26 protein-coding genes and 2 riboswitches are annotated in these 26,835 nt (G+C 74.4%); of the genes, 19 read left to right on the top strand and 7 right to left on the bottom strand.

Annotated features, from left to right (window positions below):
• Window positions 1-10 precede the first annotated feature (10 nt).
• Complete coding sequence (locus tag ACGFIS_RS25460; protein ID WP_392906952.1) at window positions 11-1,348, bottom strand: PLP-dependent aminotransferase family protein; 1,338 nt, start codon at window positions 1,346-1,348, stop codon at window positions 11-13.
• A gap of 99 nt (window positions 1,349-1,447) precedes the next feature.
• Between ACGFIS_RS25460 and ACGFIS_RS25455 the strand changes: the two genes are divergently transcribed.
• The 9 genes from ACGFIS_RS25455 (at window position 1,448) to ACGFIS_RS25415 (ending at window position 8,123) form a co-directional block, all read left to right on the top strand.
• Complete coding sequence (locus tag ACGFIS_RS25455) at window positions 1,448-2,086, top strand: LysE family translocator (protein ID WP_392906611.1); 639 nt, start codon at window positions 1,448-1,450, stop codon at window positions 2,084-2,086.
• Window positions 2,087-2,187: 101 nt separating this feature from the next.
• Entirely contained in the window at window positions 2,188-2,880 is a 693-nt protein-coding gene (locus ACGFIS_RS25450) for a response regulator transcription factor (protein ID WP_392906609.1), read from the top strand.
• A 37-nt stretch (window positions 2,881-2,917) separates the two neighbouring features.
• Complete coding sequence (locus ACGFIS_RS25445) at window positions 2,918-3,823, top strand: DUF881 domain-containing protein (protein WP_392906607.1); 906 nt, start codon at window positions 2,918-2,920, stop codon at window positions 3,821-3,823.
• 16 nt (window positions 3,824-3,839) lie between these two features.
• Window positions 3,840-4,172 carry a small basic family protein gene (locus ACGFIS_RS25440; RefSeq protein WP_392906606.1) on the top strand — a complete coding sequence of 111 codons (333 nt, stop codon included), beginning with the start codon at window positions 3,840-3,842 and terminating at the stop codon, window positions 4,170-4,172.
• Window positions 4,169-4,933, top strand: a complete 765-nt coding sequence (locus ACGFIS_RS25435; protein WP_392972775.1) for a DUF881 domain-containing protein — start codon at window positions 4,169-4,171, stop codon at window positions 4,931-4,933. The genes ACGFIS_RS25440 and ACGFIS_RS25435 overlap by 4 nt, the downstream gene beginning before the upstream one ends.
• A 311-nt stretch (window positions 4,934-5,244) precedes the next feature.
• A complete protein-coding gene (locus tag ACGFIS_RS25430; RefSeq protein WP_392906602.1) occupies window positions 5,245-5,778 on the top strand; it encodes an FHA domain-containing protein in 534 nt (177 codons plus the stop codon).
• Between the two features lie 53 nt (window positions 5,779-5,831).
• Window positions 5,832-6,563, top strand: coding sequence for a MerR family transcriptional regulator (locus ACGFIS_RS25425; RefSeq protein ID WP_392906601.1), 732 nt, complete (start codon window positions 5,832-5,834; stop codon window positions 6,561-6,563).
• 142 nt (window positions 6,564-6,705) lie between these two features.
• Window positions 6,706-7,176, top strand: coding sequence for a bifunctional nuclease family protein (locus ACGFIS_RS25420; RefSeq protein ID WP_067468341.1), 471 nt, complete (start codon window positions 6,706-6,708; stop codon window positions 7,174-7,176).
• A 341-nt stretch (window positions 7,177-7,517) separates the two neighbouring features.
• Window positions 7,518-8,123: a MerR family transcriptional regulator gene (locus ACGFIS_RS25415; RefSeq protein WP_392906599.1), complete on the top strand. Its 606-nt coding sequence runs from the start codon at window positions 7,518-7,520 to the stop codon at window positions 8,121-8,123.
• An 87-nt stretch (window positions 8,124-8,210) separates the two neighbouring features.
• Here ACGFIS_RS25415 and ACGFIS_RS25410 read toward each other — a convergent pair whose 3' ends face one another.
• Window positions 8,211-10,718 (bottom strand): YbhN family protein, encoded by a 2,508-nt coding sequence (locus ACGFIS_RS25410; protein ID WP_392906597.1) that lies wholly within the window; start codon window positions 10,716-10,718, stop codon window positions 8,211-8,213.
• 267 nt (window positions 10,719-10,985) lie between these two features.
• A riboswitch (glycine riboswitch) is annotated at window positions 10,986-11,080 on the top strand.
• Window positions 11,081-11,188, top strand: a riboswitch (glycine riboswitch).
• 62 nt (window positions 11,189-11,250) lie between these two features.
• On the opposite strand from ACGFIS_RS25410, the gene gcvP reads away from it, so the two are divergent.
• Together gcvP and ACGFIS_RS25400 are read left to right on the top strand one after the other, a co-directional pair.
• Window positions 11,251-14,127, top strand: a complete 2,877-nt coding sequence (gene gcvP / locus ACGFIS_RS25405; protein ID WP_392906595.1) for an aminomethyl-transferring glycine dehydrogenase — start codon at window positions 11,251-11,253, stop codon at window positions 14,125-14,127.
• Between the two features lie 117 nt (window positions 14,128-14,244).
• Window positions 14,245-15,375 carry a tetratricopeptide repeat protein gene (locus tag ACGFIS_RS25400; RefSeq protein WP_392972773.1) on the top strand — a complete coding sequence of 377 codons (1,131 nt, stop codon included), beginning with the start codon at window positions 14,245-14,247 and terminating at the stop codon, window positions 15,373-15,375.
• Between the two features lie 5 nt (window positions 15,376-15,380).
• Here ACGFIS_RS25400 and ACGFIS_RS25395 read toward each other — a convergent pair whose 3' ends face one another.
• The gene (locus ACGFIS_RS25395) at window positions 15,381-15,806 is read right to left on the bottom strand and encodes a PPOX class F420-dependent oxidoreductase (RefSeq protein WP_392906592.1); all 426 of its coding nucleotides are present in this window, start codon (window positions 15,804-15,806) and stop codon (window positions 15,381-15,383) included.
• Between the two features lie 50 nt (window positions 15,807-15,856).
• On the opposite strand from ACGFIS_RS25395, the gene ACGFIS_RS25390 reads away from it, so the two are divergent.
• Window positions 15,857-16,477, top strand: a complete 621-nt coding sequence (locus ACGFIS_RS25390; RefSeq protein WP_392906590.1) for an alpha/beta family hydrolase — start codon at window positions 15,857-15,859, stop codon at window positions 16,475-16,477.
• A gap of 105 nt (window positions 16,478-16,582) precedes the next feature.
• Here the strand turns inward: ACGFIS_RS25390 and ACGFIS_RS25385 are convergent, their stop codons facing one another.
• Complete coding sequence (locus ACGFIS_RS25385) at window positions 16,583-16,786, bottom strand: DUF5999 family protein (RefSeq protein ID WP_392906588.1); 204 nt, start codon at window positions 16,784-16,786, stop codon at window positions 16,583-16,585.
• 277 nt (window positions 16,787-17,063) lie between these two features.
• Between ACGFIS_RS25385 and ACGFIS_RS25380 the strand changes: the two genes are divergently transcribed.
• From ACGFIS_RS25380 to ACGFIS_RS25370, 3 genes are all read left to right on the top strand, one after another.
• Window positions 17,064-17,792 carry a (Fe-S)-binding protein gene (locus ACGFIS_RS25380; RefSeq protein ID WP_392906586.1) on the top strand — a complete coding sequence of 243 codons (729 nt, stop codon included), beginning with the start codon at window positions 17,064-17,066 and terminating at the stop codon, window positions 17,790-17,792.
• 95 nt (window positions 17,793-17,887) lie between these two features.
• Entirely contained in the window at window positions 17,888-19,264 is a 1,377-nt protein-coding gene (locus ACGFIS_RS25375) for a lactate utilization protein B (RefSeq protein WP_392906951.1), read from the top strand.
• Window positions 19,265-19,306: 42 nt separating this feature from the next.
• Entirely contained in the window at window positions 19,307-19,966 is a 660-nt protein-coding gene (locus tag ACGFIS_RS25370; protein ID WP_392972771.1) for a lactate utilization protein C, read from the top strand.
• A 15-nt stretch (window positions 19,967-19,981) separates the two neighbouring features.
• Here ACGFIS_RS25370 and ACGFIS_RS25365 read toward each other — a convergent pair whose 3' ends face one another.
• A complete protein-coding gene (locus ACGFIS_RS25365; protein ID WP_392906582.1) occupies window positions 19,982-20,554 on the bottom strand; it encodes a TetR/AcrR family transcriptional regulator C-terminal domain-containing protein in 573 nt (190 codons plus the stop codon).
• Window positions 20,555-20,669: 115 nt separating this feature from the next.
• Between ACGFIS_RS25365 and ACGFIS_RS25360 the strand changes: the two genes are divergently transcribed.
• Both ACGFIS_RS25360 and ACGFIS_RS25355 read left to right on the top strand, forming a co-directional pair.
• A complete protein-coding gene (locus ACGFIS_RS25360) occupies window positions 20,670-21,086 on the top strand; it encodes a plectin (RefSeq protein ID WP_392906580.1) in 417 nt (138 codons plus the stop codon).
• Window positions 21,087-21,266: 180 nt separating this feature from the next.
• On the top strand, window positions 21,267-22,019 hold the full coding sequence (locus ACGFIS_RS25355; protein ID WP_392906578.1) for a maleylpyruvate isomerase N-terminal domain-containing protein: 753 nt from the start codon (window positions 21,267-21,269) through the stop codon (window positions 22,017-22,019).
• Here the strand turns inward: ACGFIS_RS25355 and ACGFIS_RS25350 are convergent.
• A complete protein-coding gene (locus ACGFIS_RS25350) occupies window positions 21,967-23,343 on the bottom strand; it encodes a nitrate/nitrite transporter (protein WP_392972769.1) in 1,377 nt (458 codons plus the stop codon). The two genes, ACGFIS_RS25355 and ACGFIS_RS25350, sit on opposite strands and share 53 nt — an antisense overlap.
• A gap of 190 nt (window positions 23,344-23,533) precedes the next feature.
• Here ACGFIS_RS25350 and ACGFIS_RS25345 point away from each other — a divergent pair, with 190 nt between their 5' ends.
• A complete protein-coding gene (locus tag ACGFIS_RS25345) occupies window positions 23,534-23,782 on the top strand; it encodes a hypothetical protein (protein WP_392906574.1) in 249 nt (82 codons plus the stop codon).
• A gap of 41 nt (window positions 23,783-23,823) precedes the next feature.
• Here ACGFIS_RS25345 and ACGFIS_RS25340 read toward each other — a convergent pair whose 3' ends face one another.
• Window positions 23,824-24,318, bottom strand: coding sequence for an NUDIX domain-containing protein (locus tag ACGFIS_RS25340; protein ID WP_392972767.1), 495 nt, complete (start codon window positions 24,316-24,318; stop codon window positions 23,824-23,826).
• A gap of 309 nt (window positions 24,319-24,627) precedes the next feature.
• Here ACGFIS_RS25340 and ACGFIS_RS25335 point away from each other — a divergent pair, with 309 nt between their 5' ends.
• Window positions 24,628-26,742, top strand: a complete 2,115-nt coding sequence (locus tag ACGFIS_RS25335) for a molybdopterin oxidoreductase family protein (RefSeq protein ID WP_392972765.1) — start codon at window positions 24,628-24,630, stop codon at window positions 26,740-26,742.
• Window positions 26,743-26,835 lie beyond the last annotated feature (93 nt).

Here is a 26,835-nt window from a genome sequence, read left to right as displayed (position 1 = left end):
CGGCGGGACGTCAGTCGACGGGAACGTCCTCGGGGGACCCGGCGGCGATCTCGGCGAGGACGCCGAGGGCGGCGGCGAGGGCCCGCGGGGGCGGGGAGGCGAGCCCGACGCGGACGGCGCGGGGAGCGGACCCGGTTCCGGCGACGAAGGCGGCGCCGGGCGTCACGGCGATCCCGCGCCGCGCCGCCGCCGCCACGAAGGTCTCCGCCCGCCACCGCGGCGGCAGGTCCCACCAGCAGAAGTAGGACGGGCCGGACGGGGCGGCGGCGCCCGGGAGCAGCTCGCCGGCGAGCCGCAGGCGGGACGCGGCGTCCACGCGCTTGGCGCGGGTCACCGACTCGACGGTGCCGTCGGCGATCCAGCCGGACGCCGCCTCCAGCGCGAACCCCGGCGGCGCCCACGCACCGGAGCGCAGGGCGGCGGCGACGCGCCCGGCCAGCGCGGCGGGCGGGACGGCGAACCCGATGCTCAGGCCGGGGGAGAGACGCTTGGACAGGCTGTCGACGAGCACGGTGCGATCCGCGGCCGCCGCCGCCAGCGGCGCCGGGCCGCCCTCCCGGAGGAACGCCCAGATGCGATCCTCGATCGCGTGCAGGCCGAGCCGTTCCAGGGCGGCGGCCAGGTCGGCGCGGCGCTCCTGCGGCATGGTCGTCCCGTACGGATTGTGCAGCGTCGGCTGGACGTACACGGCGCCGAGCGGGGTGCCGCGGTGGGCGCGGGCCAGGGCGTCCGGGCACAGGCCGTGCTCGTCGGCCTCGACCGGGACGAGCGTGACGCCGAGCCGCGCCGCGATGCCCTTGATCACCGGGTAGGTGACCGCCTCGACCGCGAGCCTCCCGCCGGGCGGCACGAGGGCGGCCACGGCGCCCGCGATCGCCTGCCGCCCGTTCCCGGCGAACAGGACGCCGGACGGTTCGGGCCGCCAGCCCGGCGCGGCCAGCAGCGCGGCCGCCGCCTCGCGGGCGGCGGGCGTCCCGGTGACGCCGGCGGGACCGAGCGCCGCGCCGAGGACGTCCGGGCGCAGCAGCCGCTCCATTCCGGCGGCCATCAGCCCGCTCTGCTCCGGCACCTCGGGGTAGCTGAGCTCCAGGTCGACGCGCGCGTCCGCCGGCTCCGACAGCGCCGGGCCGGACGGGCGCCCGGCCGCGCGGACGAACGTGCCCCGCCCCACCTCGCCCACCGCGAGTCCGCGCCGGGCGAGTTCCCGGTAGACGCGGCTCGCCGTCGAGTTCGCGATGCCGCGCTCCCGTGCGAACGTGCGCTGCGGGGGCAGCCGGTCGCCCGGCCGCAGCCGGCCCGCCCGGATCTCGGCGGCCACCGCGTCCGCGACTTTCCGGTAGTCCTCCATCGCCACCCCCCAAGTTTGATTGCACCGAGATCAATTTAATTATTGCACTGAGAAAGTTACGAGATCTAGGCTCGGGTCATTCAATGCACCAGGAGCATAATGATCTCGTTCACCGCCATGGCGGCCATCGCCCTCATCGCCCTCGGCCTCGTCCTCACCCCGGGCCCCAACATGATCTACCTGGTGTCCCGGTCGGTGGCGCAGGGCCGCCGCGCCGGGCTGATCTCGCTCGCCGGCGTCACCGCCGGGTTCCTGGTCTACGTCGCCGCCGCCACCGCCGGGATCACCACCGTCTTCACGCTCGTCCCGCCGCTCTACACGGCCATCAAGGCCGCCGGGGCGGTCTACCTGCTGTGGCTGGCCTGGCGGACGGTCCGGCCGGGCGGGACGGCGGCGTTCGCCGCCGCGGACCCGCCCGCCGACCGGCCGCGCCGGCTGTTCACCATGGGCCTGGTCACCAACCTGCTCAACCCCAAGATCGCGATCCTGTACGTGTCGCTGCTGCCGCAGTTCACCGACCCGGACCGCGGCCACGTCGCCGTCCAGAGCATGCTGCTCGGCGTCACCCAGATCGCCGTCGCCGTCGCCGTCAACGCCCTCATCGTGCTCGGCGCGGGCGGCATCGCCGTGTTCCTGGCCCGGCGGCCCGGCTGGCAGCGGGCCCAGCGCTACCTGATGGGATCGGTGCTCGCCGGCCTCGCCGTCCACATGGGCCTCGGCCGCCCCGCCACCGCCTGACCCGCCACCGCCCGTATCGCCACCGCCCGTATCGCCACCGCCCGGCCCGCAGCGGAGGGCCCGCGTGCGGGCCCACGGCGATCAGCGGGAAGACTGGGCACGTGACCCCCACCAAGATCCTCGTCGTGGACGGCGATGCCCGCCTCGCGGAGCTCGTCGCGACCGCGCTGCGCTACGAGGGCTTCGAGACGGCCGTGGCCGGGTCCGCCGCCGAGGCGCTGGCGGGCGTCCCGCGGTTCGGCCCCGACCTGATCGTCCTGGACGCGATGCTGCCGGACGGGCCCGGCGCGGACGCCCGCACCCGGCTGCGGCGGGCCGGCTGCGAGGCGCCGGTCGTGTTCCTCGCGGACCGCGACGCCGCCGGGGACGAGTCCAAGGGCCCCACCACCGCCGCGGACGGCCACATGGCCAAGCCGTTCAGCCTCGCGGAGCTGATCGCGCACATCCGCGCCGTGCTGCGCCGCACCCGGCCCTCCGCGCGGGAACGGGCCCGGCTGACGATCGCCGACCTGGAACTCGACGAGGACGCCTGCGAGGTACGGCGCGGCGGCGTCCCGATCGGCCTGACCCCCACCGAGTTCACCCTCCTGCGCTACCTGCTCCTCAACTCCGGCCGGGTGCTGGCGAAAAGGCGGCTCCTCGACCATGTCTGGCCCTACGACTTCGACGGCGGCGACGGCGTCGTCCAGACCTCCATCAGCCGCCTCCGCCGCAAGCTCGACGACCGCGGCCCCCGCCTCATCCACACGGTGCCGCGGGTCGGGTACATCCTCCGCCTGCCGAGGGACGGCTGATGCCGCGCCGTCCGCCGTCCCTTGCCATGATGGGGCGATGATCGCGCGGAAGGACGACGACGCCCCCGGATGGCGGCGGCCCGACGCGTCCATGTCGCTGCTCGCCGACCTGTTCGCGGGCAAGCTCCTCGACCCCGGGTACGCGGAGGCCGCCGCGCGGCGGGCCCGCCGCGCGGACCGGCCGGGCGCCCCCGGCCCCCGGCGGGGACGGCTGCGGGGGAGCGGTGTCCTGCTCGTCCTCGTCCTCACCGGGGCGCTGGTCACGGTCGCGGGGGCGGAGGTGCGCCGCAGCGAGCCCGTCGCCGCCGAGCAGCGCTCCCGGCTCGTCGGCGAGATCAACGCCCGCACCGCCGAGACCGACGGCCTGCAGCACCGGCTCGGCCGGCTCCGGGCCGAGACCGAGCGGCGGCGCGCCGCGGCGCTGGCCCGCAGCGACGCCGGCCGCCGCGCCCGGGCCCGGCTGGCCCGCGCGGCCGCGGCGGCGGCCGCCGCGCCCGTCGCCGGCGAGGGCCTGGTGATCACACTGGACGACGCGCCGCGCGGCGATCCGGACGCGCCCGGCACGCGGGACGAGGCCGCCGCGGGCGCCCGCGTCTATGATCAGGATCTCCAGGTCCTGGTGAACGGGCTCTGGGCGGCGGGCGCCCGGGCGATCGCCGTCAACGGCCAGCGGCTCACGGCGACGACCGCGATCCGCACCGCCGGTGAGGCGATCATGGTCGACTACCGGCCGCTCGCCCGGCCCTACGAGGTGACGGCGCTGGGCGACCCCGGCGGCCTGCGGGACGCCTTCGCGGGCTCGGCCGCCGACCGGCGCCTGCGGGCGCTGAAGGACCGCTACCGGATCAGGTACCGTACGCGCCGCGCGCCGGACGTGCGCCTGCCCGCCGCGGGGCCGGTCCGGCTGCGGTACGCCGTCCCCCGCGGGGAGGACGGCCCGTGAGAGAGGTGACCCGGGCGTGATCGCGCTCATCGGGCTGGTGATCGGCGTGGCGCTGGGCCTGCTGCTGCAGCCGGACGTGCCGCTCTGGCTGCTGCCGTACCTGCCGATCGCGATCGTCGCGGCGCTGGACGCCGTGTTCGGCGGCGTCCGCGCCCGCCTGGAGGGCATCTTCGACGAGAAGGTGTTCGTGGTCTCTTTCGTCGGCAACACCGTCGTCGCCGCGCTGATCGTCTTCCTCGGCGACAAGCTCGGCGTCGGCTCCCAGCTGTCCACCGGTGTCGTGGTCGTCCTCGGCATCCGGATCTTCTCCAACGTGGCGGGCATCCGGCGGAGGCTGTTCGGGGCATGACGATGAAGGAGAGCGAACGCGGGGACGGCGGGCCCGGGAACGGGCGTCCGGACACCGGCGCGGACGAGCGTCCGGCCGAGCCCGCCGGCCTGCGCGGGCTCGCCGCGCTGTTGAGGCCGCGAGTCAGCCGGGGCCAGCTCGCCGGCGGGGTGCTGTGCCTCCTGCTGGGCTTCGCCGTCGTCGCCCAGGTCGAGTCGACCGGGCGGGACACCACGTTCGCCACCGCGCGGCAGGACGAGCTCGTCGGAATCCTGTCCGATCTGGGCCAGCGGTCCGAGCGGCTGCGAGGCGACCTGCGCGAGCTGGAGGAGACCAGGGCCGAGCTGGAACGGGACGCCGAAGGCGAGACCGCGCTGGAGGAGGCCCGCGAGCGGGCGGCCACCTACGGCCTGCTGGCGGGAACGGTCCCCGCCGAGGGGCCCGGCATCGAGATGGTGGTCGGCGACCCGGGCGGCGGCGTCAAGGCGATCAACCTGCTCGACGCCCTGGAGGAACTCCGGGACGCGGGCGCGGAGGTCGTCCAGGTCAACAACGTGCGCGCCGGGGTCGACACCTACTTCCTGGACGGCCCCGGCGGCATCCTGGCCGACGGGGAGCCCCTCACCGCCCCGTACCGCTTCCTCGCCATCGGCGACCCCCACACGATGACGACCGCCCTGAACATCCCCGGCGGCCTGGTGAAGACGCTCCAGGGAGCGGGGGCGTCCGTCCTGATCAACCCGCGCGCGAAAGTGACCGTCGGCGCGATACGGTCTCCGTAGAGGGAACGGGGGAAGCGGTGAACCGGGCGCCCGGCACAGGCGTCGCGATCGGGCCGTCCGCGCGGCGGCATAGACCTGCGATCATTGACGAATGTAGTTTGGACCGGTCGGCTCACCGTTCCAGTTGACCCCTCGGGTAATACCCGCGTAAGTTGCGGCGACCGTCGCGTGAGCGGCCGGTGAGTTGGACCGTGGTCGGGGGACGGGTCCCCGGCGTGGGTTGGTTTGATGGATGCGCGTGGCGCAGGCGGCTCCCGCTGCGGCGGGACGGCCGCGGGCGGTACGCCGATGGTAGGAGGCCGAGCCGATCGATGCCGAGCGTCTACTGCACGCAGTGCGGTCACGCCAACCCGGACGATGCCCGCTTCTGCTCGAACTGCGGCACTCCGCTGACGCGGAGTTCGCCGTCGCCGCCTCCCCGCGAGTCCCCTGGTGAGTCCACGTCCACGATCTCCATCGGCGGGTTCGAGGCCCTGGACACCGACGCGGGCGCCGAGGAGCCGGCCGGCCCCGACCAGATGGCCATGGAGGCCCTCCCTCCGGGGACGGCGCTGCTCGTGGTCAAGCGGGGCCCCAATGCCGGCAGCCGCTTCCTCCTCGACAAGGACCGCACGTCCGCCGGCCGGCACCCCGAGAGCGACATCTTCCTGGACGACGTCACCGTCTCCCGCAGGCATGCCGAGTTCTCCCGCCAGGGCGGTGCGTTCTCCGTCCGCGACGTGGGCAGCCTCAACGGCCTCTACGTCAACCGGCAGCGGATCGACCAGGCCGCGCTGTCGGGCGGCGACGAGGTCCAGATCGGAAAGTTCCGGCTGGTGTTCCTGACCAACCCGGCGCACGGCTGACCGGCGGAGCACGGCGAGCACGACACGAGGTCGCGGCGACGATGGGAGGGGCCTTGAACGCGCAGCCAGCCCGGTCCCTGATGACGATCGGGGACGTCCTCGGGCTGCTCCGGCCCGAATTCCCCGACATCACCATCTCCAAGATCCGGTTCCTGGAGTCCGAGGGCCTGGTCGAGCCGCAGCGCAGCCCGTCCGGCTACCGCAAGTTCGGCGCCGCCGACGTGGAGCGGCTCCGGTTCGTCCTCGCCGCGCAGCGCGACCACTACCTGCCGCTGCGCGTCATCCGGCAGCATCTGGAGGCGTGCGACCGCGGCGAGAGCGTTCCGCCGCTCGGCTCCCGCAAGCCCGGCGACCCCGGTACGCCGCAGCGCCGCCCCCGCACGCTCGTCGCCGCCGACACCACCGCCGACGACCCCGCCGTCCGGCTGACGCGCCGCCAGCTCCTGGACGGCGCCGGCATCGACGAGGCCCTCCTGGCCAGGCTGGAGGAGTACGGGCTCGTCCGCAGGGCCGGCGCGCACTACGAGGGCGACGCGCTCAGCATCGCGCGGGCCGCCGCGGCGCTCGGCGAGTTCGGATTCGAGGTCCGGCACCTGCGGGCGGTCAAGGCCGCCGCCGACCGGCAGGCGGGCCTCATCGAGCAGATGGTCGCGCCGCAGCTGCGGCGCCGCAGCCGGGGCGCCCACGAGCAGGCCGCCGAGATCGCGCGGGAGATCGCCGCCCTGTCGGTCAGGCTCCACGCCGCCCTGGTGTCGGCCGGTCTCCGTGAAAGCCTCGACCGCTGATCATGGGCGCCGCGGAGGATTTTGCCGGACCCGCGGCAACACGAGCTGTCCGGGGCGGGGTGTACGTTGGCTACAGGGTTCGGTCACGAATCGATCCGCTGCACGTGGTGATCGAGATAGCGAGAACCAGCAGGGAGCCGCAGTGAAGCAGATGGAGGTCGTCGGCGTCCGGGTCGAGATGCCCTCCAATCAGCCGATCGTCCTGTTGAAGGAGACGGAGGGCGATCGTTACCTGCCCATCTGGATCGGGGCGGTGGAAGCGACCGCGATCGCCTTCGCCCAGCAGGGGGTTCTGCCCGCCCGCCCCCTCACCCACGACCTGTTCCGCGACGTGCTCGACGCCCTCAGCGTGCAGCTCCGCACCGTCAACATCACGGCGCTGCGCGAAGGCATCTTCTTCGCCGACCTCATCTTCTCCAACGGCGTCGAGGTGAGCGCCCGCCCCTCCGACTCCATCGCCCTGGCCCTGCGCACCGGCGCCACGATCTTCGCCAGCGAGGACGTCCTCGAAGAGGCCGGAGTGGCCATCCCGGACGAGCAGGAGGACGAGGTGGAGAAGTTCCGCGAGTTCCTCGACACCATCTCCCCGGAGGACTTCGGCCGCGCGGGCTGACGGACGCCCGCCGCCGGGTCCGCATGACCGCGACTGCGCGGGGCATAGAGCGAACGTGGGGAATGTCACCCTCGGGTGTATGGTCATGCCCTGCCGCGATTGGTTGTGCATCGCCCCGGACCTGCCGGTTTTTACCGGGCGGCCTCCGGGGTAAGAGTGGTGAGGCGGTGAAGGTGCGCAGTTTGCCCACGTGAAGCCGGTTCATCCGGGCATGCGACGCGCCGACGGTGAACGTTGACCACACCCTGACCGGCACCTACCGTGCTGGTGGAACACCCGTGGTGTAATTCGTCAAACCCCCTTGACGAAGCGGCACGGGCTGATAGAAGCCGGAGGTCCGCGTGGCGGTGAGCAGCGGCGAGGGCAAGGCGACCCCCGACAGGCACATGGCGTCCCGGCAGGCCGGAGAGCAGGGCCTGCTCTTCGAAACCCAGGTCTCGGCGCCGCCGGAGGATGTCGGTTACCGCGGCCCGACCGCGTGCTCGGCGGCGGGGATCACCTACCGGCAGCTCGACTACTGGGCGCGCACGAAACTGGTGGAGCCGAGCGTGCGGCCGGCGCACGGGTCGGGCAGCCAGCGGCTCTACAGCTTCCGCGACATCCTCGTCCTGAAGGTCGTGAAGCGGCTCCTGGACACCGGTGTGTCGCTGCAGCAGATACGCACGGCCGTCACCCACCTGCGGGACCGGGGCGTCCGGGACCTGGCGCAGATCACGCTGATGAGCGACGGCGTCAGCGTGTACGAGTGCACTTCGCCCGACGAGGTCGTCGATCTGCTGCAAGGCGGGCAGGGCGTGTTCGGCATCGCGCTCGGGAGGGTGTGGCAGGAGGTGGAGGGCAGCCTCGCGGAACTACCCGGTGAGCGGGCCGCCGCCGCCGACGACGACCCGTCCGAGCACCCCCACGACGAACTGGCCGGCCGGCGGCGCGCCCGCCGCACCGGCTGACGACCACGGCCTGACGACCACGGCCTGACGACCACGGCCTGACGACCACGGCCTGACGACCACGGCCTGACGACCACGGGCAGGCGATCAGAGCGACTCCCGGCGCTGCAGGTAGGTGAACGCGCCCCATCCCGGCAGGACCGGCAACCACAGCGTGAGAAGCCGGAAGAGCAGCACCGCCGACGTCGCCGTCTCCGCGGTGAGCCCCGAGATCGTCAGCGCGAGCGTCAGGGCCCCCTCGACGGCGCCGAGGCCACCGGGCGTCGGTGCCGCCGACCCGACCGCGTTGGCGGTGAGGAAGACCACCACGACGGTCGTCAGCGGCAGCGACCCGCCGAAGGCGCGGATCGAGGCGTCCAGGCAGAGCACGAACGCCGCCGTCAGCAGCAGCGTCCCGCCCATTCCCGTGACCAGCTTCTTCGGGGTCTGCAGGACGTCCACCAGCCGGGGCACCACACCGGAGAACATGCTCTTCAGCCGCGACGTGACCTCCCGCCGGACCCGCGGGACGGTCATCGCCAGCCCCGCCAGCAGCCCCAGCGACAGCACCGCGATGACGATCGTGCGGGACGGCGCGAGGTCCTGTGTCGCCTTCGTCGTCGAGCCGGTGAGGAACCCGAACAGGATCAGCAGCAGGATGTGCGTGACCAGCCCCATCAGCTGCGACGCGCCGACGCTCGCCACCGCCAGGCCGGGCCGCAGCCCCGAGCGCTGCAGGTAGCGGGTGTTGACCGCGACGCCGCCCACGGCCGCCGGCGCCACCAGCTTCACGAACGACGCGGCGACCTGGACCAGCACCGTCCGCCCCAGCGGCAGCCGCTCCGGCACGAACCCCATCAGCATGAGCGCCGCGGCCACGTAGGTGAGGGCCGCCCCGCCCAGCGCGGCCAGGGCCCAGTGCCAGCTCGCCGCGGACGCCATGGTCCCCACGTCCATGCTCGCGACCTGCGGGATGACGATGTAGGCCGCGATCGACAGCGCCACGATGCTGAAGATCGTCCGGGGCCGGAACCGTTCCAGCCTGGCCGGTGCGACCTCCGTCTCCGGCTTCAACCGGACGATCTGCTCCCGGATGCGGGTCAGCACCTCCCGGTCGTGGCGCAGCGCCGTCCGGGTCGTCCGCGACAGCGCCACCCTCTGCAGCAGCGGCACCGCGGCGGCCAGAGGCTCCTCGCCCAGCACCGACGCGGCGGTGCGGACCGCCCGCTCCGGCCCCGCCCGCAGCGCGAGCGTCGTCAGCAGCTGCGCCAGGTCGAGCCGCAGCGCCAGGTCGCCCGACGCGGTCTCCCCGGCCCGCAGGTCGGTGATGTAGGCGCGGCCGTCGCCGCCGACCACGATGGCCTCGTCCTGCAGCCGCCGGTGCGCGAGCCGGCCCGCCTGCAGCGAACGGAACTGCCGCCACACGTCCGTCAGCAGCGCGTCGGTGATCTCCTCGCCGGGGACGTCGGCGAGCCGCCGCCCCGGCACGTGCTCGAACGCCAGCAGCGCCGCCTCCGTGCCGACCTCCGACGTGCCGACCAGACGGGGGGTCCGGGCGCCCGCGGCGTCCACCGCGTACGCCATCAGCGACTCCTGCTCCAGGGACCTGCGCAGCGACCGCAGCGCCCGCCCCGTCGTCGTGGACCGCAGCCGCAGCAGCCGCCAGACGCGATACAGCACCCCCGCCGTCTGCTGGTCGCGGTCCAAGACGCGGAGTTCGAGGTCCCATTCGCCGCGGCCGCCGTGGCGGACCGGGAGACGCGCACCGCCGCCGTCCCCCTCCTCGTCCCCGTCCCCGTCCCCGTCCTCGGGACGGGGGGCGAGGACGACGCCGTACCGGCGGGTCTCCTCGGCGCCGCCGGCGGGGTCGTCCAGGCGCGCGGCCCGCTCCGGGCGCAGCCCGAGCCGTTCGAGCGCCGCGACGACCGCCGTGCCCGCGGGACGCGGGTTCGGCGTGCCGACGACGTACAGGGTGCCGTGGCCGATGGCGCGTCCGAGGAAGTAGGTGGCCGCCAGCGCGGACACCGAGGCGTAGTTGGCGGTGAGGCCGGTCAGCGCCGCCAGCCCGATCATCGTCCACGTCGCGGCCTGCCACCGGGCGCGCCCGGCCATTCCGACCGCGCTGACGAAAGCGATCACGGGGGCGATGTCGGTGTGGATGGGGGCCGTCTCCGTGCCGCCCCAGATCAGCGAGTCCAAGACGCCGCCGGGCGCCGCCCGCACCACGAGGTCGTCCAGCCCGACCGTGATCCCGAATGCGATCATGGCGGCCAGCAGCGCGATCGCGACACGCGTCCCGTCCTTGTGGAACAGCCGCTCGATGCCGAACGCGATCGGCGCGGCCAGCACGCCGAAGCTGGAGATCAGCGTGGCCAGGGACAGCAGCAGCCAGGGCGCGTGCGCGGTGCCCTCCTGGATGTCGGCGTGCAGGCCGTGCGTCGTCCCCTTCGCGAACGACACCAGCAGCATCACCGCCGCCAGGCCGGTCACCGACGCGGCGAACCTGATGGCGTCCGACGGGCGGCGGATCCGGTCGGGCTGGGCGGGCTCGTCGACGGGCACACCTGAGGCCGCGCCCTGCCTGGGACGCACCGTTCCGTCGCGGGTCTGCGTCACGCCGTACCGCCGCCCTGACCATCCGTCATCGCGATCAGCGTCCCAGAACCGGCGGCGCGCCGTCGAGCGGCCGGCGGCCGTCCGGCCGTCGTGTGTGCACCGGCAGCCCCATCTCGCGTCCCGAGGCCCCGAGGCCCGTTACCTCCCAGGTCAGACCTCCATATCCTACTCATTGGTAAGGCGGGATGCCGCCGGTCGCTCGCGCCGGGCCGGGGAGGGCCGATCCCGGGCCGCGGCTTTGGGTAGGGTTTGTCGAGGACATGCCGTCGACCCTGTGCGGGAGAGACCCCACGCCGCCAGCGTGGGGCGCCGAAGGGGCAACCTCCCCGGAACCTCTCAGGCAAAAGGACCGCTGGGCGAGGCACCTCTGGAAAGCAGGCGTCGGTCCCCGCACGCGGGGAAGGGCGTCTCACCGAAGGGGAAACCCCGCCGCGCGGGTGAAGCTCTCAGGTGCCGATGACAGAGGGGGAGACCGGCCGCCGGCCCCGCGCCGGCGGCGGATCTGAGCATCGCAGCAGCCAGGAGGCTCTCCATGACCGCCCAGTTCTTCGCCCCCGTGGCCTCGCCGCAGCACCCCCGTTCCACGTTCGCCGACCGGCATGTCGGCCCCTCCGCCGCCGACCAGGCCCGGATGCTCGCCGTGATCGGCTACTCCGGCATCGAGGCCCTCATCGACGACGCGGTGCCCGCCGCGATCCGCACGTCCAGGCCGCTGGACCTGCCGCCCGCGCTGAGCGAGCCCGCCGCGCTGGAACGGCTGCGCGAGCTCGCCGCCCGCAACACCGTCCTGACGTCCATGATCGGCCTCGGCTACCACGGCACGGTCACCCCGGCCGTCATCCTGCGCAACGTCATGGAGAACCCCGGCTGGTACACCGCCTACACCCCCTACCAGCCGGAGATATCCCAGGGGCGCCTTGAGGCCCTGCTGAACTTCCAGACCGTGGTCGCCGACCTGACGGGCCTGCCGGTCGCGAACGCGTCCATGCTGGACGAGGGAACCGCCGCCGCAGAGGCGATGGCCCTCGCCCACCGCGTCTCCAGGCGCAAGGACCCAGGGACGTTCCTGGTCGACGCCGACGCCCTCCCGCAGACGATCGACGTCGTGCGGACGCGGGCCGTCCCGCTCGGCATCGAGGTGGTCACCGCCGACCTGGCCGGCGGGCTTCCCGAGGGGGACTTCTTCGGCGTGCTGCTGCAGTACCCGGGCGCGTCCGGCGCCGTCCGCGACCTGGAGCCGGTCATCGGCCAGGCGCACGACCGCGGCGCCAGGGTCGTCGTCGCCGCCGACCTGCTCGCGCTGACGCTGCTGCGCCCGCCGGGCGAGTCCGGCGCCGACATCGCCGTGGGCTCGACGCAGCGGTTCGGCGTCCCGTACGGCTTCGGCGGCCCGCACGCCGGCTACATGGCGGTCGGCGAGGGGATCCAGCGGCAGCTCCCCGGACGGCTCGTCGGCGTGTCCGTCGACGCCGGCGGCGCCCCCGCGCACCGGCTGGCGCTGCAGACCCGCGAGCAGCACATCCGGCGCGAGAAGGCCACCAGCAACATCTGCACCGCGCAGGTCCTCCTCGCCGTCATGGCGAGCATGTACGCCGTCTACCACGGGCCGGAGGGACTCGCCGCGATCGCCCAGCGGACGCACCGCCGCGCCGCGGAGATCGCCGCGGGGCTGCGCGGCGGCGGCGTGGAGATCGTCCACGACGCGTTCTTCGACACCGTCCTCGCCCGCGTCCCCGGCCGCGCCGCGGAGGTCGTCGCCGCGGCCCGCGAGCGCGGGATCAACCTGCGTCCCGCCGGCGCCGACCACGTCGGGATCGCCTGCGACGAGACGACGCTGCCCCGGCACGTCACCGCCGTCCTGGAGGCGTTCGGCGTCCCGGCCGCCGGCGCCGCCGAGGCGGCCGAGGCGCTCCCGGACGGGCTGCGCCGCGAGAGCCCCTACCTGACCCACCCGGTCTTCCACGCGCACCGCTCCGAGACCGCGATGCTGCGCTACCTGCGCAGACTCCAGGACAAGGACATCGCCCTCGACCGCTCCATGATCCCGCTCGGTTCCTGCACGATGAAGCTGAACGCCACCGCCGAGATGGAGCCGATCACCTGGCCGGAGTTCGCGGACATCCACCCGTTCGCCCCCGTCGACCAGGCCGCCGGCTACGTCGAGCTGATCGGCGAACTGGAGCGCGCGCTCGCCGAGATCACCGGGTACGCCGAAGTCTCCGTCCAGCCGAACGCCGGCTCGCAGGGCGAGCTGGCCGGCCTGCTCGCCATCCGCGGCTACCACGCATCCCGCGGCGAGCGGCACCGGGACGTGTGCCTGATCCCGTCGTCCGCGCACGGCACCAACGCCGCCAGCGCCGTCATGGCCGGGATGCGCGTCGTCGTCGTCAAGTGCGACGAAGGCGGCAACGTCGCCCTCGACGACCTGCACGCCAAGATCGGCCGGCACGGCGACCGGCTCGCCGCGATCATGGTGACCTACCCGTCCACGCACGGCGTCTTCGAGGAGACGATCACCGACGTGTGCGCGGCCGTGCACGAGGCCGGCGGCCAGGTCTACGTGGACGGCGCCAACCTCAACGCGCTCGTCGGCCTGGCCCGTCCCGGCGAGTTCGGGTCGGACGTCTCGCACCTCAACCTGCACAAGACGTTCTGCATCCCGCACGGCGGCGGCGGCCCCGGCGTCGGGCCGATCGGCGTCCGCGAGCACCTGGCCCCGTTCCTGCCGAACCACCCGCTCCGCGCCGAGGCGGGCCCCGAGACGGGCGTCGGCCCGATCTCCGCGGCGCCGTGGGGCTCGGCGGGCATCCTGCCGATCTCCTGGGCGTACATCGCGATGATGGGCCCGGACGGCCTGCGCGCCGCCACCGAGGGTGCGATCGTCGGCGCCAACTACCTCGCCGCCCGCCTCGCGCCGCACTACCCGATCCTGTACACCGGCCGCAACGGCCTCGTCGCCCACGAGTGCATCGCCGACCTCCGGAAGATCACGAAGGAGACCGGGATCACCGCCGAGGACGTCGCCAAGCGCCTCATCGACTACGGCTTCCACGCCCCGACCCTGTCGTTCCCCGTCGCCGGAACCCTGATGATCGAGCCGACCGAGTCCGAGGACCTCGCCGAGCTCGACCGGTTCTGCGACGCCATGATCGAGATCCGCCGCGAGATCCAGCGGGTCGCCGACGGCGGCTACGACCGCGAGGACAACCCCCTCAAGAACGCCCCGCACACCGCCGCCTGCCTCATCTCCGACGACTGGAAGCACGCCTACACCCGCCAGGAGGCCGCCTACCCCGTCCCCGCCCTGCGCGACGACAAGTACTGGCCGCCCGTCCGCCGCATCGACCAGGCGTACGGCGACCGCAACCTCGTCTGCTCCTGCCCGCCCCCGGACGCCTTCGAGGACTGAGCCCGGAAGCGGGGGCACAATTCGTGATCTTGGTGAGGTTCAGGGTGTCGCCGCGAGACGTGGAAGGGCCGGATCGCTAGGCTTTTCCGGCGACCCCGACCCCCAGAGGGCAGATCGATGAGCGAGTCACCGGAGCGTGTGTCCGACGACCCGGCGCAGTTGTGCGAGGAGGCGCGGAACCTCGCCGAGAACGGTGCGGCGGAGAGGGCGGCGCCGCTGTTCGAGAGGGTGCTCGCGCTCGGTGAGACGCCCTGGCGGGCGCAGGCCGCGCTGGGGCTGGCCGTCGTCCTCGACGACTCCGGTGACGTGGAGGGGGCGCGGGAGGCGGACCGCGCCGCGATCGCCACCGGGGATCCCGAGTACGGGCCGCGCGCCGCCTACCATCTGGCCCTCACGCACGAGCGGGCCGGTGAGCACGGCCGGGCGGCGCCCGCCTGGCGGGTCGTGGTCGACTTCGGCAACGCCGCCTACCTTCCGCCCGCCCACCTGGCGCTCGCCCGGATCGCCGACGACGCCGGCGAGTTCGACGAGGCCCGCGAGCACTGGGAGGCGGTGATCGGGACCGGTGACGCCGAGTACGGGCCGCCCGCCGCGCACGACCTGGCCCAGCGGCTGCTGGAACGCGGCGATCCCGCGCGGGCCCAGCGGATCCTCGCCGCCGGGCTCAGGCTGATCGACCGGGCCACCGCCCCGTACGCCTACGCGCGGCTCGCCGTGGCGCTCGGCATCTCCTACCTCGATCAGGCGATCGGCGCGTTCGGCGCGGCGCTGGGGGAGGAGCCGCCCGACCCGGAGGTGGGGCCGCTGGCCACCGAGCTGCTGGCGCGGACGCTGCCGCTGCGGGGACGCGCCGCCGAGGCGGGCGAGGTGTGGCGGCGGGGCCTGGCCGACCCGGGCACCGCGGGGCAGGTCCGGGCGCGGCTGCGCCGCGACTTCGGCGACGGCGAGGAGGACGGCGAACCCGCCGACCTGTGGTGGGAGCCGGTCCTGGAGCAGGCGGCGTCGGACGGGACGCTCCCCGCGCTCACCGGTGAGGCCTTCGGCGCCCTCGACCACATGTACGCGCTGCTCGGCGTCCGGTACGCCGACGGCCCGGCCGAGCGGCGGCCGGGCGAGACGCACGAGGTGCTCGGAAAGGCGGTGCGGGTCCCGAGCGACTACGCGTGGGGTCCGCTGCTGCACGAGAGCTTCGCCGAGCGGCTCCGCCTCGCGACGGGCACGCCCGTCCCCGGCTGGCCCGACGCCTGAACCCGTCAGTCCGCGATGGCGCGTTCGGCGACCACCTTGGTGATGCGGGCGCGGACGAGGTACTCGGTGGGGACGGCGTTGCGGGCCCCGAACTCCTCGGCGCGTTCCGCGCCCATGTAGCGGCGGCCGATGACGGTGGCCCAGCGGCGCATCTCGCCGAGGTCCTCGACGAGGGACGCCTCGGCCTGGAGCAGCACGTAGGAGAACGGCGGCGTCTGGTCGTCCACGCAGATCGAGACGCGCGGGTCGCGGGCCAGGCTACGGCCCTTGACGGTGTCGCGGCCGGTGTTGAACAGCACGTCGTCGCCGTCGAGGACGAACCAGACCGGCGTGACGTGCGGTGTTCCGTCCTTGCGGGTGACGCCCGCCTTGCCGGTGCGGGTGCCCTCGGAGACGAAGTCGCGCCACTCTTCGTCGGTCATCTTCTCCATGGGGACAGTCTGCCGCAGTGATCGTCCCGCGGGCGGCTACGGTGAGCCGCATGGAGATCGTGACGGTGCACGGGCCGGCGGAGGTGACGCTGGACGAGGCGGCCGATCCGCCGTTCCTGCTGGTGCTGACGCACGGGTCGAACGGGGGAGTGGACGCGCCCGACCTGCTGGCCGTCCGGGAGACCGCGCTCGGCCTGGGAGGCGCCGTCGCGCGGGTGACGCAGCCGTTCCGGCTCGCCGGGCGCCGCGCACCGGGCCCCGCGGCGAAGCAGGACGAGGCGTGGCTGGAGATCGTCGGCGTGGTCCGGGACGGGTTCGGGGACGTCCCTCTGATCCAGGGCGGGCGGAGCAACGGCGCCCGGGTGGTGTGCCGGACGGCGGCGCCCGCCGGTGCGGCGGGCGTCGTGGCGCTGGCCTTCCCGCTCCGCCCGCCGCGCAACCCGGAGAAGACCCGGGTGGAGGAGCTGCGTTCGGCGGGGGTGGAGGTCCTCGTCGTCAACGGCGACCGTGACCCGTTCGGTGTTCCGGACGCGGCGGACGCGGCGCATGTCGCGGTGCTGGCGGGGGAGCGGCACGATCTGAACCGGGACCCCGCCGCGGCCGGGAGGGCGGCGGAGCCGTGGTTGCGGAGATGGGCGGCCCGTCCGGTGCGGACGGGCGGCCGGGAGTAGTGGCGGATCTGCTCCGGGCCCCGTGCGGGCCCGGAGACTCCGGGCAGGTGGCCGTGCCCCCGAGGATGATCATCCGTTCGAACTAGTCCCCCGTGGAGACCCCGTTCAAGCGGCGGACGGAGCCTGCAGGTCCGTCGGCCGGTGCGGTGCGATGATTCCCCCGTCGGGCAGCAGCTCACCGGTGTCCTCGAAGAGCACGACGCCGTTGCACAGCAGGCTCCACCCCTGCTCGGGGTGCGAGATCAGCGTCCGGGCGGCGTCGCGGTCGGGTGCAGTGTGTGCGGGACAGGGCGGCTGGTGCGGGCACATCGTGGTGCCTCCGGTCTCAACTACTGGTCGGTCGTGGTGCTTTCTCTAATTGACGCACCCCAGTGTGGAACGGTTCGCCATGACCGGCTATAGCCCGTTGGGACGGTTGTCGTTTGGTACCGGGGTACCGGAGCGCTGTGACCCGTCTCACCCCGGGGTGCCAGGCACAGCGTCCCTCCCGCACGTGACGGATGAAGAACGACACGCCGTCGGGGAGCGGAAACCCCTACGATGTTCGGCGGGAACGGCTTTGCGAGGCGTGGGGGGAGTGAGGCCGGTGCGGGTCGCGCTGTCCGTCGCCTGCTTCGACGACGCGCTGTTCCCCGGCACCGCGAAGGCCGTGACCGTCCTGCTGGAACGGCTGGGGCACGAGGTCGTGTACCCGCCGGGGCAGACGTGCTGCGGCCAGATCCACTGGACGTCCGGCTACCACCGCGAGGCCGCCGGCCTCGCCCGCGCGTACACGGCCGCGTTCGAGGGCACCGAGGTCGTGGTCGCCGCGTCCGCGTCCTGCGCGGCCACCGTCCGCGACGCCTACCCGCGGATCGCGCGGGCGTCCCGCGACCCGGGCCTGGCCCGCGCCGCCGAGGCCCTCACCGTCTGCGAGCTGACGGAGTTCCTCGTCGACGTCCTCGGCGTCACCGACGTCGGCGCCTACTTCCCGCACCGGGTCACCTACCACCCGTCCTGCCAGTCCGCCCGCACGCTCGGCGTGGGCGACCGGCCGCTGCGGCTGCTGCGCGCCGTCAAGGGCCTCGACCTGGTGGAACTGCCCGCGGCGGCGGAGTGCTGCGGGTTCGGGGGCGCCTTCGCGATGAAGAACGCGGACGTGTCGGTCGCGATGGTCGCCGACAAGGTCGGGCACATCCGCGGCACGGGCGCCGACGTGGTGTGCGCGGTCGACAACTCCTGCCTGGCCCACATCGGCGGCGCGCTGTCGCGGCTGCGCGGCGGCGTCCGCACCATGCACCTGGCCGAGATCCTCGCCGAGACGGGGCCGGCGTGACGGGCCCCGTCCCGCGGACGCCCCCGTCCTCCGCCGGGACGGGCGGGCCGGTTCCGCCGCCGGCGCCGAAGTTCGCCGCCGCGGCGCGGTCCGCGCTGGCCGACACCCGGCTGCGCCGCAACCTGCGCGGCGCGACCGCGGCCGTCAGGGAGCGGGAGGCCGCCGCGGCCGAGGAGCCCGCCGACTGGGAGGAACTGCGCGAGGCCGGGCGTGCCGTCCGGGACGGGACGCTCCTCGACCTCGACCTCCACCTGGCGGAGCTGGAGCGGGCGGTGACCGAGGCGGGCGGCGTCGTCCACTGGGCGGTGGACGCGGCCGAGGCGCGCCGGATCGTCACCGGCCTGGTGCGGGCGGCCGGCGCGGAGGAGGTCGTGAAGGCCTCCTCCGCGACCACGCGGGAGATCGGCCTGAACGACGCGCTGGCCCGCATGGGCGTCGCGGCCCGCGAGACCGCCTTCGCCGACATGGTCGTCCAGCTCGGCGGGGACCGGCCTTCGCACCTGCTGTCGCCGGCGATCCACCGCGACCGTGCGGAGATCAGGGAGCTGTTCCGGCGGGAGGTGCCCGCCGCCGGGCCCGGCCCGTCCGACGACCCCGCGGCGCTGGCCGCCGCCGCCCGCGCCCACCTCCGCGACGGGTTCCTGCGCGCCCGCGTCGGGGTCACCGGCGCGAACTTCCTGGTGGCGGAGACGGGGACGGCCGTGGTGCTGGAGTCCGAGGGCAACGCGCGGATGTGCCTCACGCTTCCCGAGACGCTGATCTCCGTCGCCGGGATCGACAAGGTCGTCCCGACCTGGGCGGACATGGAGGTGTTCCTCCAGCTTCTGCCGCGTTCGTCATCGGGTGACCGGATGACCCCGTACGTTTCGACGTGGACGGGGGTGACGCCGGGCGACGGGCCGCGCGAGTTCCACCTCGTGCTGCTCGACAACGGCCGCACCAAGGCCCTCGCCGACGAGGTCGGACGCGCGGCGCTGCGCTGCATCCGCTGCTCGGCCTGCATGAACGTCTGCCCCGTCTACGAGCGGACGGGCGGTCAGGCGTACGGGCCGGTCTACCCGGGGCCGATCGGCGCGATCCTCACCCCGCAGATGCGCGGTGTGGAGCGCGCCGCCGATGCGTCGCTGCCGTACGCGTCCACGCTCTGCGGCGCCTGCGCCGACGTGTGCCCGGTGAAGATCGACATTCCGGACGTGCTGGTCCATCTGCGAGGGAAGGTGGTCGAGTCGCGCCGCAGGCGTCCCGTCCCGACGCCCGAGCTGGTGCTGATGCGCGGCCTCGCGTGGACGATGGGCGACCCGCGCCGCCACGAGACGGCGGTGCGGCGCGGCGCACGGTGGGCGCGGCTGCTGTCGCGCGGCGGGCGGATCCGCCGCCTGCCGGGCCTGCTCGGGGCGTGGACGGAGGCCCGCGACCTGCCCGCGCCGCCGGCCGAGAGCTTCCGCGCCTGGTGGACGCGGAGGCGGCCGTGACGGCGTGGACGCGGCCGTGACGGCCGGTACGCGGAGGCGGCGGTGACCGCGGGCGGCGGCGCCGGGTCGCGGGCGGAGGTGCTGCGGCGGGTGCGGGAGGCGCTCGGCGGGGCGGGCGGCGCGCGTCCGCCGGTGCCGCGCGGCTACGCACGCCGGCTGCCCGAGGCGGAGGCCGCGGCGAGGGCGGACGTCGTCGCGCTGTTCACCGAGCGGCTCGCCGACAACCGGGCGGCGGTGCGGCATGTGAGCGCGGACGAGCTGGGCACCGCGGTGGCCGCCGCGCTGTGGGGACGGGAGGTCAAGGAGATCGTCGTCCCGGCGGACCTGCCGTTCGGGTGGCTGGCGGAGCTGGACGGCGTCCGGGCGCTGGCCGACACCCCGGCGGTGGACCTCGGCACCCTCGCCGCCGTGGACGGCGTGGTCACCGGCTGCGCGGCGGCGGTGGCGCAGACGGGCACGGTCGTCCTGGACGGCGGCCGCGCGCAGGGGCGGCGGGTGCTGTCCCTCGTCCCCGGCTACCACCTGTGCGTGGTGCACGCCGACCAGATCGCGGGAACGGTCCCGGAGGCGGTCGGGCGGCTGGACCCGGCGCGTCCGCTGACGTGGATCAGCGGTCCCTCCGCCACCGACGGCATCGAGATGGTCCGGGTGGAGGGCGTTCACGGCCCCTGCCACCTGGAGGTCCTCGTGGTGGAGGACTGAACGGGCGGCGGGCGGCTAGCCCGCGCCGCCGATGACGAGGTCGAGGCCGGCGGTGAAGCGGGCGTCCCAGTCGACCGGGCGGTCCGCGCCGTCCTCCATGGTGTCCCGCACCTCCAGGGCGGCGTGGCCGATCACGTAGCCGAGGAGGGTGTGCGCGGCGACCGCCGCCGTGTCCTCCGCGACGCCGCCGCGGCGGAGGACCTCGCGCAGTGACGCGACCGTGGCGGTGAGCGCGGCGGGGTTGCGGCGGGTGACGACGAGGGGCAGCACGCCGGCGTGCGCGAGCAGCCGGCCCCGGTAGTCGGCGGCCCACGCGCGCAGGACGTCCCGCCATGTCCCGGACGCCGCGCCGTCCGCGTGCAGGGGGGCGGACGCGACGTGCGCGACGAGGCCGTCCAGGAGTTGCTCCTTGCCGCGGGGGAGGTGGTGGTAGATCGCCATCGCCTCGACCTCCAGCGCGTCGCCGAGCCGGCGCATGGTGAGCCGGCCGAGTCCCTGGCCGTCGACGATCCGCAGGGCCGCCTCGATGATCCGCTCGGTGGACAGCGGCGTGCGGTGCTGGGCGTTGATGCTGGGCTGCCTGACCATGAGCACCGACCTTACTGTGTAAAGGGCCGAAGCCGGGTGTCCACCGCCGCGACACGCCGCAGGCCCGCGTACGCTGGCCCCGACCGGATTCGAAGACCGTTGAGGGAGTACCACCATGCCGCTGGGGCGCCGGGTGAGCAAGGACGTCGCGGAACTGCACGAGGCCGACCAGCGGCTGGCCGCCGAGTACGAGGCGCGGCTGGCGGCGGCCGGCGAGGCGGAGCGGGCGCTGCGGGACGCGCAGGGCCAGGACGCGCCCGAGCCGATGCTGCGGGAGCTGACGGTGGCGTTCGACAAGGCGATGACGTCCGTGCTCGCCGCCGCCGAGGCGTCCGAGCGGGCCGCGATGGGACCGAAGGTGTACGCGGCCGAGTCGCAGGACGCCCGGACGCGCCGCGCGGCGGAGATCGCCTACCGCAAGGCCAAGGCGCGCCCGGCGGTGGCCCCGTGGACCGACGAGGTCGACCGGCTGCGCACGGCCCGCGAGGCGCACCGGCTCAGCTTCCGGACGCGGCCCACCGTGATCGTCTGAGCCGTCTCCGACGTGTGACGACACAGCGTGACCGGGTGGCACAGGCCACCGAACTTTGAGAGTCTGCCCTCTCGGGGAACGCCGGGGGAGGCCCGTGCCGCACGTCGCCTGCCGCGACGGGCGCGAGGCCGCGTCCCGGCGGAGAGGGCACACGGTGCTCTGGACGCGGGGGGAAGTCACGTGGAGCGCACGCCGCCGGACCGGCACCGCGTACTCGAGTCCTACCAGGACGGGGTGCGGGCGATCCGTGCGCTGGCGGAGAAGGCCGGCGACTGGGACGTCCCGACGCCCTGCGCCGACTGGCGGCTGATCGATCTGGCCGGGCATCTGCGGTGCGTCGCCGAGAACTTCCTGGAGTACCTGCAGGACGCGCCCGACAGCCGGCTGGCCACGCTGTTCGCGCGGGACACGGCGGCGGCGGTCCTGATCAGGCAGCAGGCGCGGCAGAACGCGGCCGAGCTGGCGGTGCTGCCGCCCGATCCGGGGCCGGACCGGATCATGGCGTTCGGGGTGTCGGCCGGCGCGTACGCCGACCTGATGCCGGACATGTGGGACCGGACGCATCTGATCTACCGGGGCACCAAGTACACCGTCGGCGACCACGCGGGCGCGGCCTGCGTGGAATGGCATCTGCACGCCTGGGACATGGCGCGCGCCGTGGGGGAGCGGTACCAGCCGCGCGACTCCGATCTGCTGGTGTCGGCGTGGCACTGGGGCGTCCCGCACCTGCCGCTGGCGCCGGGGGACGCGTGGGAGTCGGTGCTGCGCGCCTCGGGCCGGTCGCCGCGGTGGCCGGACCCCGCGGGGCCGGAACCCGCGGAGGGGCCCGGCCGGACGCGGGGGCGGCGCGCGGGCCGACCGGCGCAGGCGGTGCGGGACGTCAGACGCCCGCCGGCCTCCCCGGGCGGGTCCGCAGGTAGGCCATCCAGGTGAGGGCGCAGCACACGGCGTAGAAGGCGATGAACGCGAGGTAGGCGCCGTCGCCGGTGCCGTAGGCCTGGAACGACTGCCGGAAGGCGATGTTGACCAGGACGCCGCCGAACGCGCCGACGGCGCCCGCGATGCCGATGAGCGCGCCGGCGAGCCTGCGGGCCTCGTGCTCGGCGGCGGCGGCCGGGTCGCCGCCGCGGGCGGCACCGCGCTGCGCCTTCGCCCGGAAGATCGCCGGGATCATCTTGTAGGTGGAGCCGTTGCCGACGCCGCTGAACGCGAACAGCAGGACGAACCCGGTGAGGAACAGCGGCAGCGACCCGCGCAGCGAGGCGGTCAGCACCAGGCCCGCCGCGGCGGCCATCGCGGCGAACGTCCAGAAGGTGACGGCGGCGCCGCCGAGCCGGTCGGCGAGCCACCCGCCGGCGGGGCGCAGGAGGGAGCCGAGTGCGGGGCCGAGGAACGTCAGGTACGCGGCCTTGACCGGGGTGTCGAAGTCGGCGGCGAACTGCACCTGCAGGACCTGCCCGAACGCGAAGCCGAACCCGATGAACGATCCGAAGGTGCCGATGTAGAGCACCGACATGATCCAGGTGTGGGCGTCCTTGCAGACGTCCCGCATCGCGTGCCGGTCGTTGCGGGCCTGGGTCAGGTTGTCCATGTAGCGGGCGGCGCCGAGGGCGGCGAGGACGATGAGCGGGATGTAGACGCCGGCGACGAGCCCGGGGTGGTCCTTTCCGGCGGTGGCGAGGACGAGGAGCCCGGCGAGCTGCACGACCGCGACGCCGAGGTTGCCGCCGCCCGCGTTGACGCCGAGGGCCCGGCCCTTGAGCCGCTGGGGGTAGAACGCGTTGATGTTGGCCATCGAGGATGCGAAGTTGCCGCCGCCGACGCCGGCGACGGCCGACAGGACCAGCAGGGTGGTGAACGAGACGCCGGGCTCGATGAGGAACGCCGCGAGGACCGCGGGGACGAGCAGCAGGGCCGTGCTGAAGATCGTCCAGTTGCGGCCGCCGAACCGGGCGACGGCGAGGGTGTAGGGGATCCGCAGCGCGGCCCCGATCAGCGCCGGGACGGCGGTCAGGGTGAACTTGCCGGCCGCGTCGATGCCGTAGGCGGGGCCGAGGAACAGCACGAGCACCGACCACAGCGTCCACACCGAGAAGCCGATGTGCTCGGTGAGGATCGACAGGACGAGGTTGCGCCGGGCGATGCGCGCGCCGCCGGCCGTCCAGAAGGCGGGGTCCTCGGGCCGCCAGTCGTCGATCCGGCGGCCCTTCGGCGGACGGGCGCGGTCGCGGCGGGCGGCTCGGGTGGTGACGGTCATCGGCTCTCTCTTTCCGGGTCGGTGGGCGGCACGACCGTAGGAGCGCCGGGTTTCGCCGCTGTGTGAGCGGTCATACGTGGGTGAAAACTCCGCCGCACAGCGTGTCTCCGCCGGCTGTGAGGCAGGGGTGACCCGGACCGGCCCGGGTAGGGAGTGACCGCGAGGGCGGCGGGGGAACGGAGACGGAGCGATGGCGACCTGCGAGGTCTGCGGCAACGACTACGGCATGGCGTTCGAGGTGCACGCGCAGGGCGCGGTGCACACGTTCGACTCGTTCGAGTGCGCGATCACCCGGATGGCGCCGGTGTGCGAGAACTGCCAGTGCCGGATCATGGGGCACGGCATCGACGTGGACGGCCATTTCTACTGCTGCGCGCACTGCGCCCGCGCGGCCGATCCCGAGCGCGGGCGGCAGGCCAGGGACGCCGTGCCCGCGTAGCGCGGCCCCTACGGGCGGGTGAATCGGGCCGCGCCGGCGGCTCAGCCGGGCGGGACGCCGAAGGGTTGTTCGCGGCCGTCTTCGAGGTAGACGGCGCGGCCCGCGGCCATGGCCCGCAGGCTGGGGTCCATGCGGCGTGCCACGTGCGGCGGCGCCAGCTCGGGGATCTTCTCCGGCGCCACGAGGATGTGGTCGGACAGTTCGTCGGGCGGCAGCCGGATCGCGGCGATCTCCGCGCCGGTGATCGTGCCGCCGAAGACGAACACGTTGACGGAGTCGACGCCGTCGGCGCGCGGTGAACCCCAGTCGACGCAGGCCAGGCCGTTCAGGCGGGGGACGAGGCCGAGCTCCTCCTCGCATTCGCGCACGCAGGCCGACAGGGGGGACTCGTCGGTCTCGATGACCCCGCCGGGCAGGTACCAGCCCTCGCTGTAGGTGGGTTTGACCAGCAGGACCCGCCCGAGGTCGTCCAGGAGGAGCGCCGCCGCGGCGCCGCGGGAGCGCGGCAGTGAGGCGTAGTAAGCAAGGTCGGGCATGTACCGAGATTAGGTGTGATCATCGCGCGGTGGTCCGGGGCGGGCGGCGGCGGGGCCGCATCCGTCCACGTGACCGCCGTGCCGCCATGAATCCGTTCGATAACCGGGTAAATGGCGACGAAAGGGCCATGACTGGGATCAACAACGCTTGACCCGCGACCGTCAAGGCCGGAGCGTCCGTGCGGGCGCCGGGCGGCGGTGGCCCGAGCGGGCGCTCTGGCCTCGGCGAACGCGCGGCGTGAACGCCATTTAACGCTGGAGTCACACCGGGGACTCGCCGCCGAAACGGCGCCCGCCGATTCTCGGTGCATGATCGGGACTCCTGCGCACTGCCCGTACTGCGCATTGCAATGCGGCATGACCCTCAGCCGGGACGGCACGGAAACCGGCGGCACCGGGACGAGCGGCGCCGCGATCCGGGTGACGCCCCGCGACGACGTGCCCGCCAATCGCGGCGGGCTGTGCCAGAAGGGCTGGACGGCCGCGGAGCTGCTCACCGTCCCGGACCGGCTGACCACGCCGATGATGCGCCGCGACCGCGACGCGCCGCTGGAGCCCTGCACGTGGGACGAGGCGCTCGACCGCGTCGCCGCGGAGGTGGCGCGGCTCCGGGCGCTGCACGGGCCGGACGCCGTCGCGGTGTTCGGCGGCGGCGGTCTGACGAACGAGAAGGCGTACCAGCTCGGCAAGTTCGCCCGCGTGGCGCTCGGCACGTCGCAGATCGACTACAACGGGCGGTTCTGCATGGCGTCGGCCGCGGCGGCGTCCGGCCGGGCGTTCGGGATGGACCGCGGGCTGCCCGGCCCCGTCACGGATCTGGCGGCGTCCGGGGCCGTGCTGCTCGCCGGCGGGAACCCGGCCGAGACGATGCCGCCGTTCATGCGGCACCTGACCGAGATGCGCGACGGCGGAGGCGCCCTCATCGTCGTGGACCCGCGCCGCACCGCCACGGCCCGCCAGGCCGACCTGCACCTGCAGCCCACGCCCGGCACCGACATCGCCCTCGCCAACGGGCTGCTGCACCTGCTGATCGGCGAGGGACTGACCGACGGCGACTACATCGCCGCCCGGACCACCGGGTTCGACGCCGTCCGGACGGTCGTGAACGCCTACTGGCCGGACCGGGTCGAGAGGATCACCGGTGTGCCCGTCCCGCAGATGCGGGAGGCGGTCCGGCTGCTGGCCCGCGCCGATCGCGCGCACGTCCTGACCGCGCGGGGCGCCGAGCAGCACGCCCGGGGCACCGACATGGTCGGCGCGTTCATCAACGTCGCGCTCGCGCTCGGGCTGCCGGGCCGTGCGGGCTCGGGCTACGGATGCCTGACCGGGCAGGGCAACGGGCAGGGCGGACGCGAGCACGGGCAGAAGGCCGATCAGCTCCCCGGCTACCGCAGGATCGACGACCCGGCGGCGCGTGCGCACGTCGCGGGGGTGTGGGGCGTGGACCCGGAGTCCCTGCCGGGGCCGGGACGTTCGGCGTACGAGCTGCTGTCGGCGCTCGGCACCGCCGGCGGGCCGAAGGCGCTGCTGCTGTTCGGGTCGAACCCGGTGGTGTCGGCGCCCCGCGCCGCGTCCGTGGAGGAGCGGCTCGATGCCCTCGACCTGCTGGTGGTGGCCGACTTCGTGCCCTCGGAGACCGCGCGGCGCGCCGACGTGCTGCTGCCCGCCGCGCAGTGGGCCGAGGAGTCCGGGACGATGACGAACCTGGAGGGCCGGGTGCTGCGCCGCCGCCGGGCCGTCACGCCGCCGGACGGCGTCCGCACCGACCTGGAGATCATCGGTGCGCTCGCCGAGCGTCTGAAGGCGCCGGGGGAGTGGAGCACCGACCCGGCGGAGGTGTTCGGCGAGCTGCGCCGCGCCGCCGCGGGCGGGATCGCCGACTACTCCGGCATCACCTACGAGCGGATCGAGGCGGAGGGCGGGGTGTTCTGGCCCTGCCCGTCGGAGGACCATCCGGGCACCCCGAGGCCCTACCTCGACCGCTTCCCGACACCGGACGGGCGGGCCCGGTTCGTCCCGGCCGAGCATCGCGGCCCCGACGAGGACGTCGACGGCGGCTACCCCGTCTACCTGATCACGGGCCGCGTCCTCGCGCAGTACCAGTCGGGTGCGCAGACCAGGCGGGTCGCCGCGCTGGCCGAGGCCGCGCCCGGGCCGTTCGCCGAGCTGCATCCCGACCTCGCGGAACGGCTCGGCATCGAGGACGGCGGCGAGGTGCGGGTGCGCAGCCGCCGCGGGACGGCGACCGTCCGGGCGCGGCTCACCGACGCCATCCGCCCCGACACCGTCTTCGTCCCGTTCCACTGGGCCGGGGAGGGCCGCGCGAACCTGCTCACCAACCCGGCCCTCGACCCGGTGTCGCGGATGCCGGAGTTCAAGGTCTGCGCCGTCCGCCTCGAACCGGCGGCCCCGCCCGAGGCGTGAGCGCCTTTTAACACGCCGGTGACAAAGGGGACCCAACCGCGAAACGGCCCCTGCCGAGGATCGGTGCATGAACGTCGGGGCCGCGCGGACGCG

The sequence above is a fragment of the Spirillospora sp. NPDC048824 genome (genome assembly GCF_043198455.1).
Classification (GTDB): domain Bacteria; phylum Actinomycetota; class Actinomycetes; order Streptosporangiales; family Streptosporangiaceae; genus Spirillospora.
Note: the sequence above shows the minus strand (reverse complement) of the source record. Positions and strands in the feature narration are given on the sequence as shown.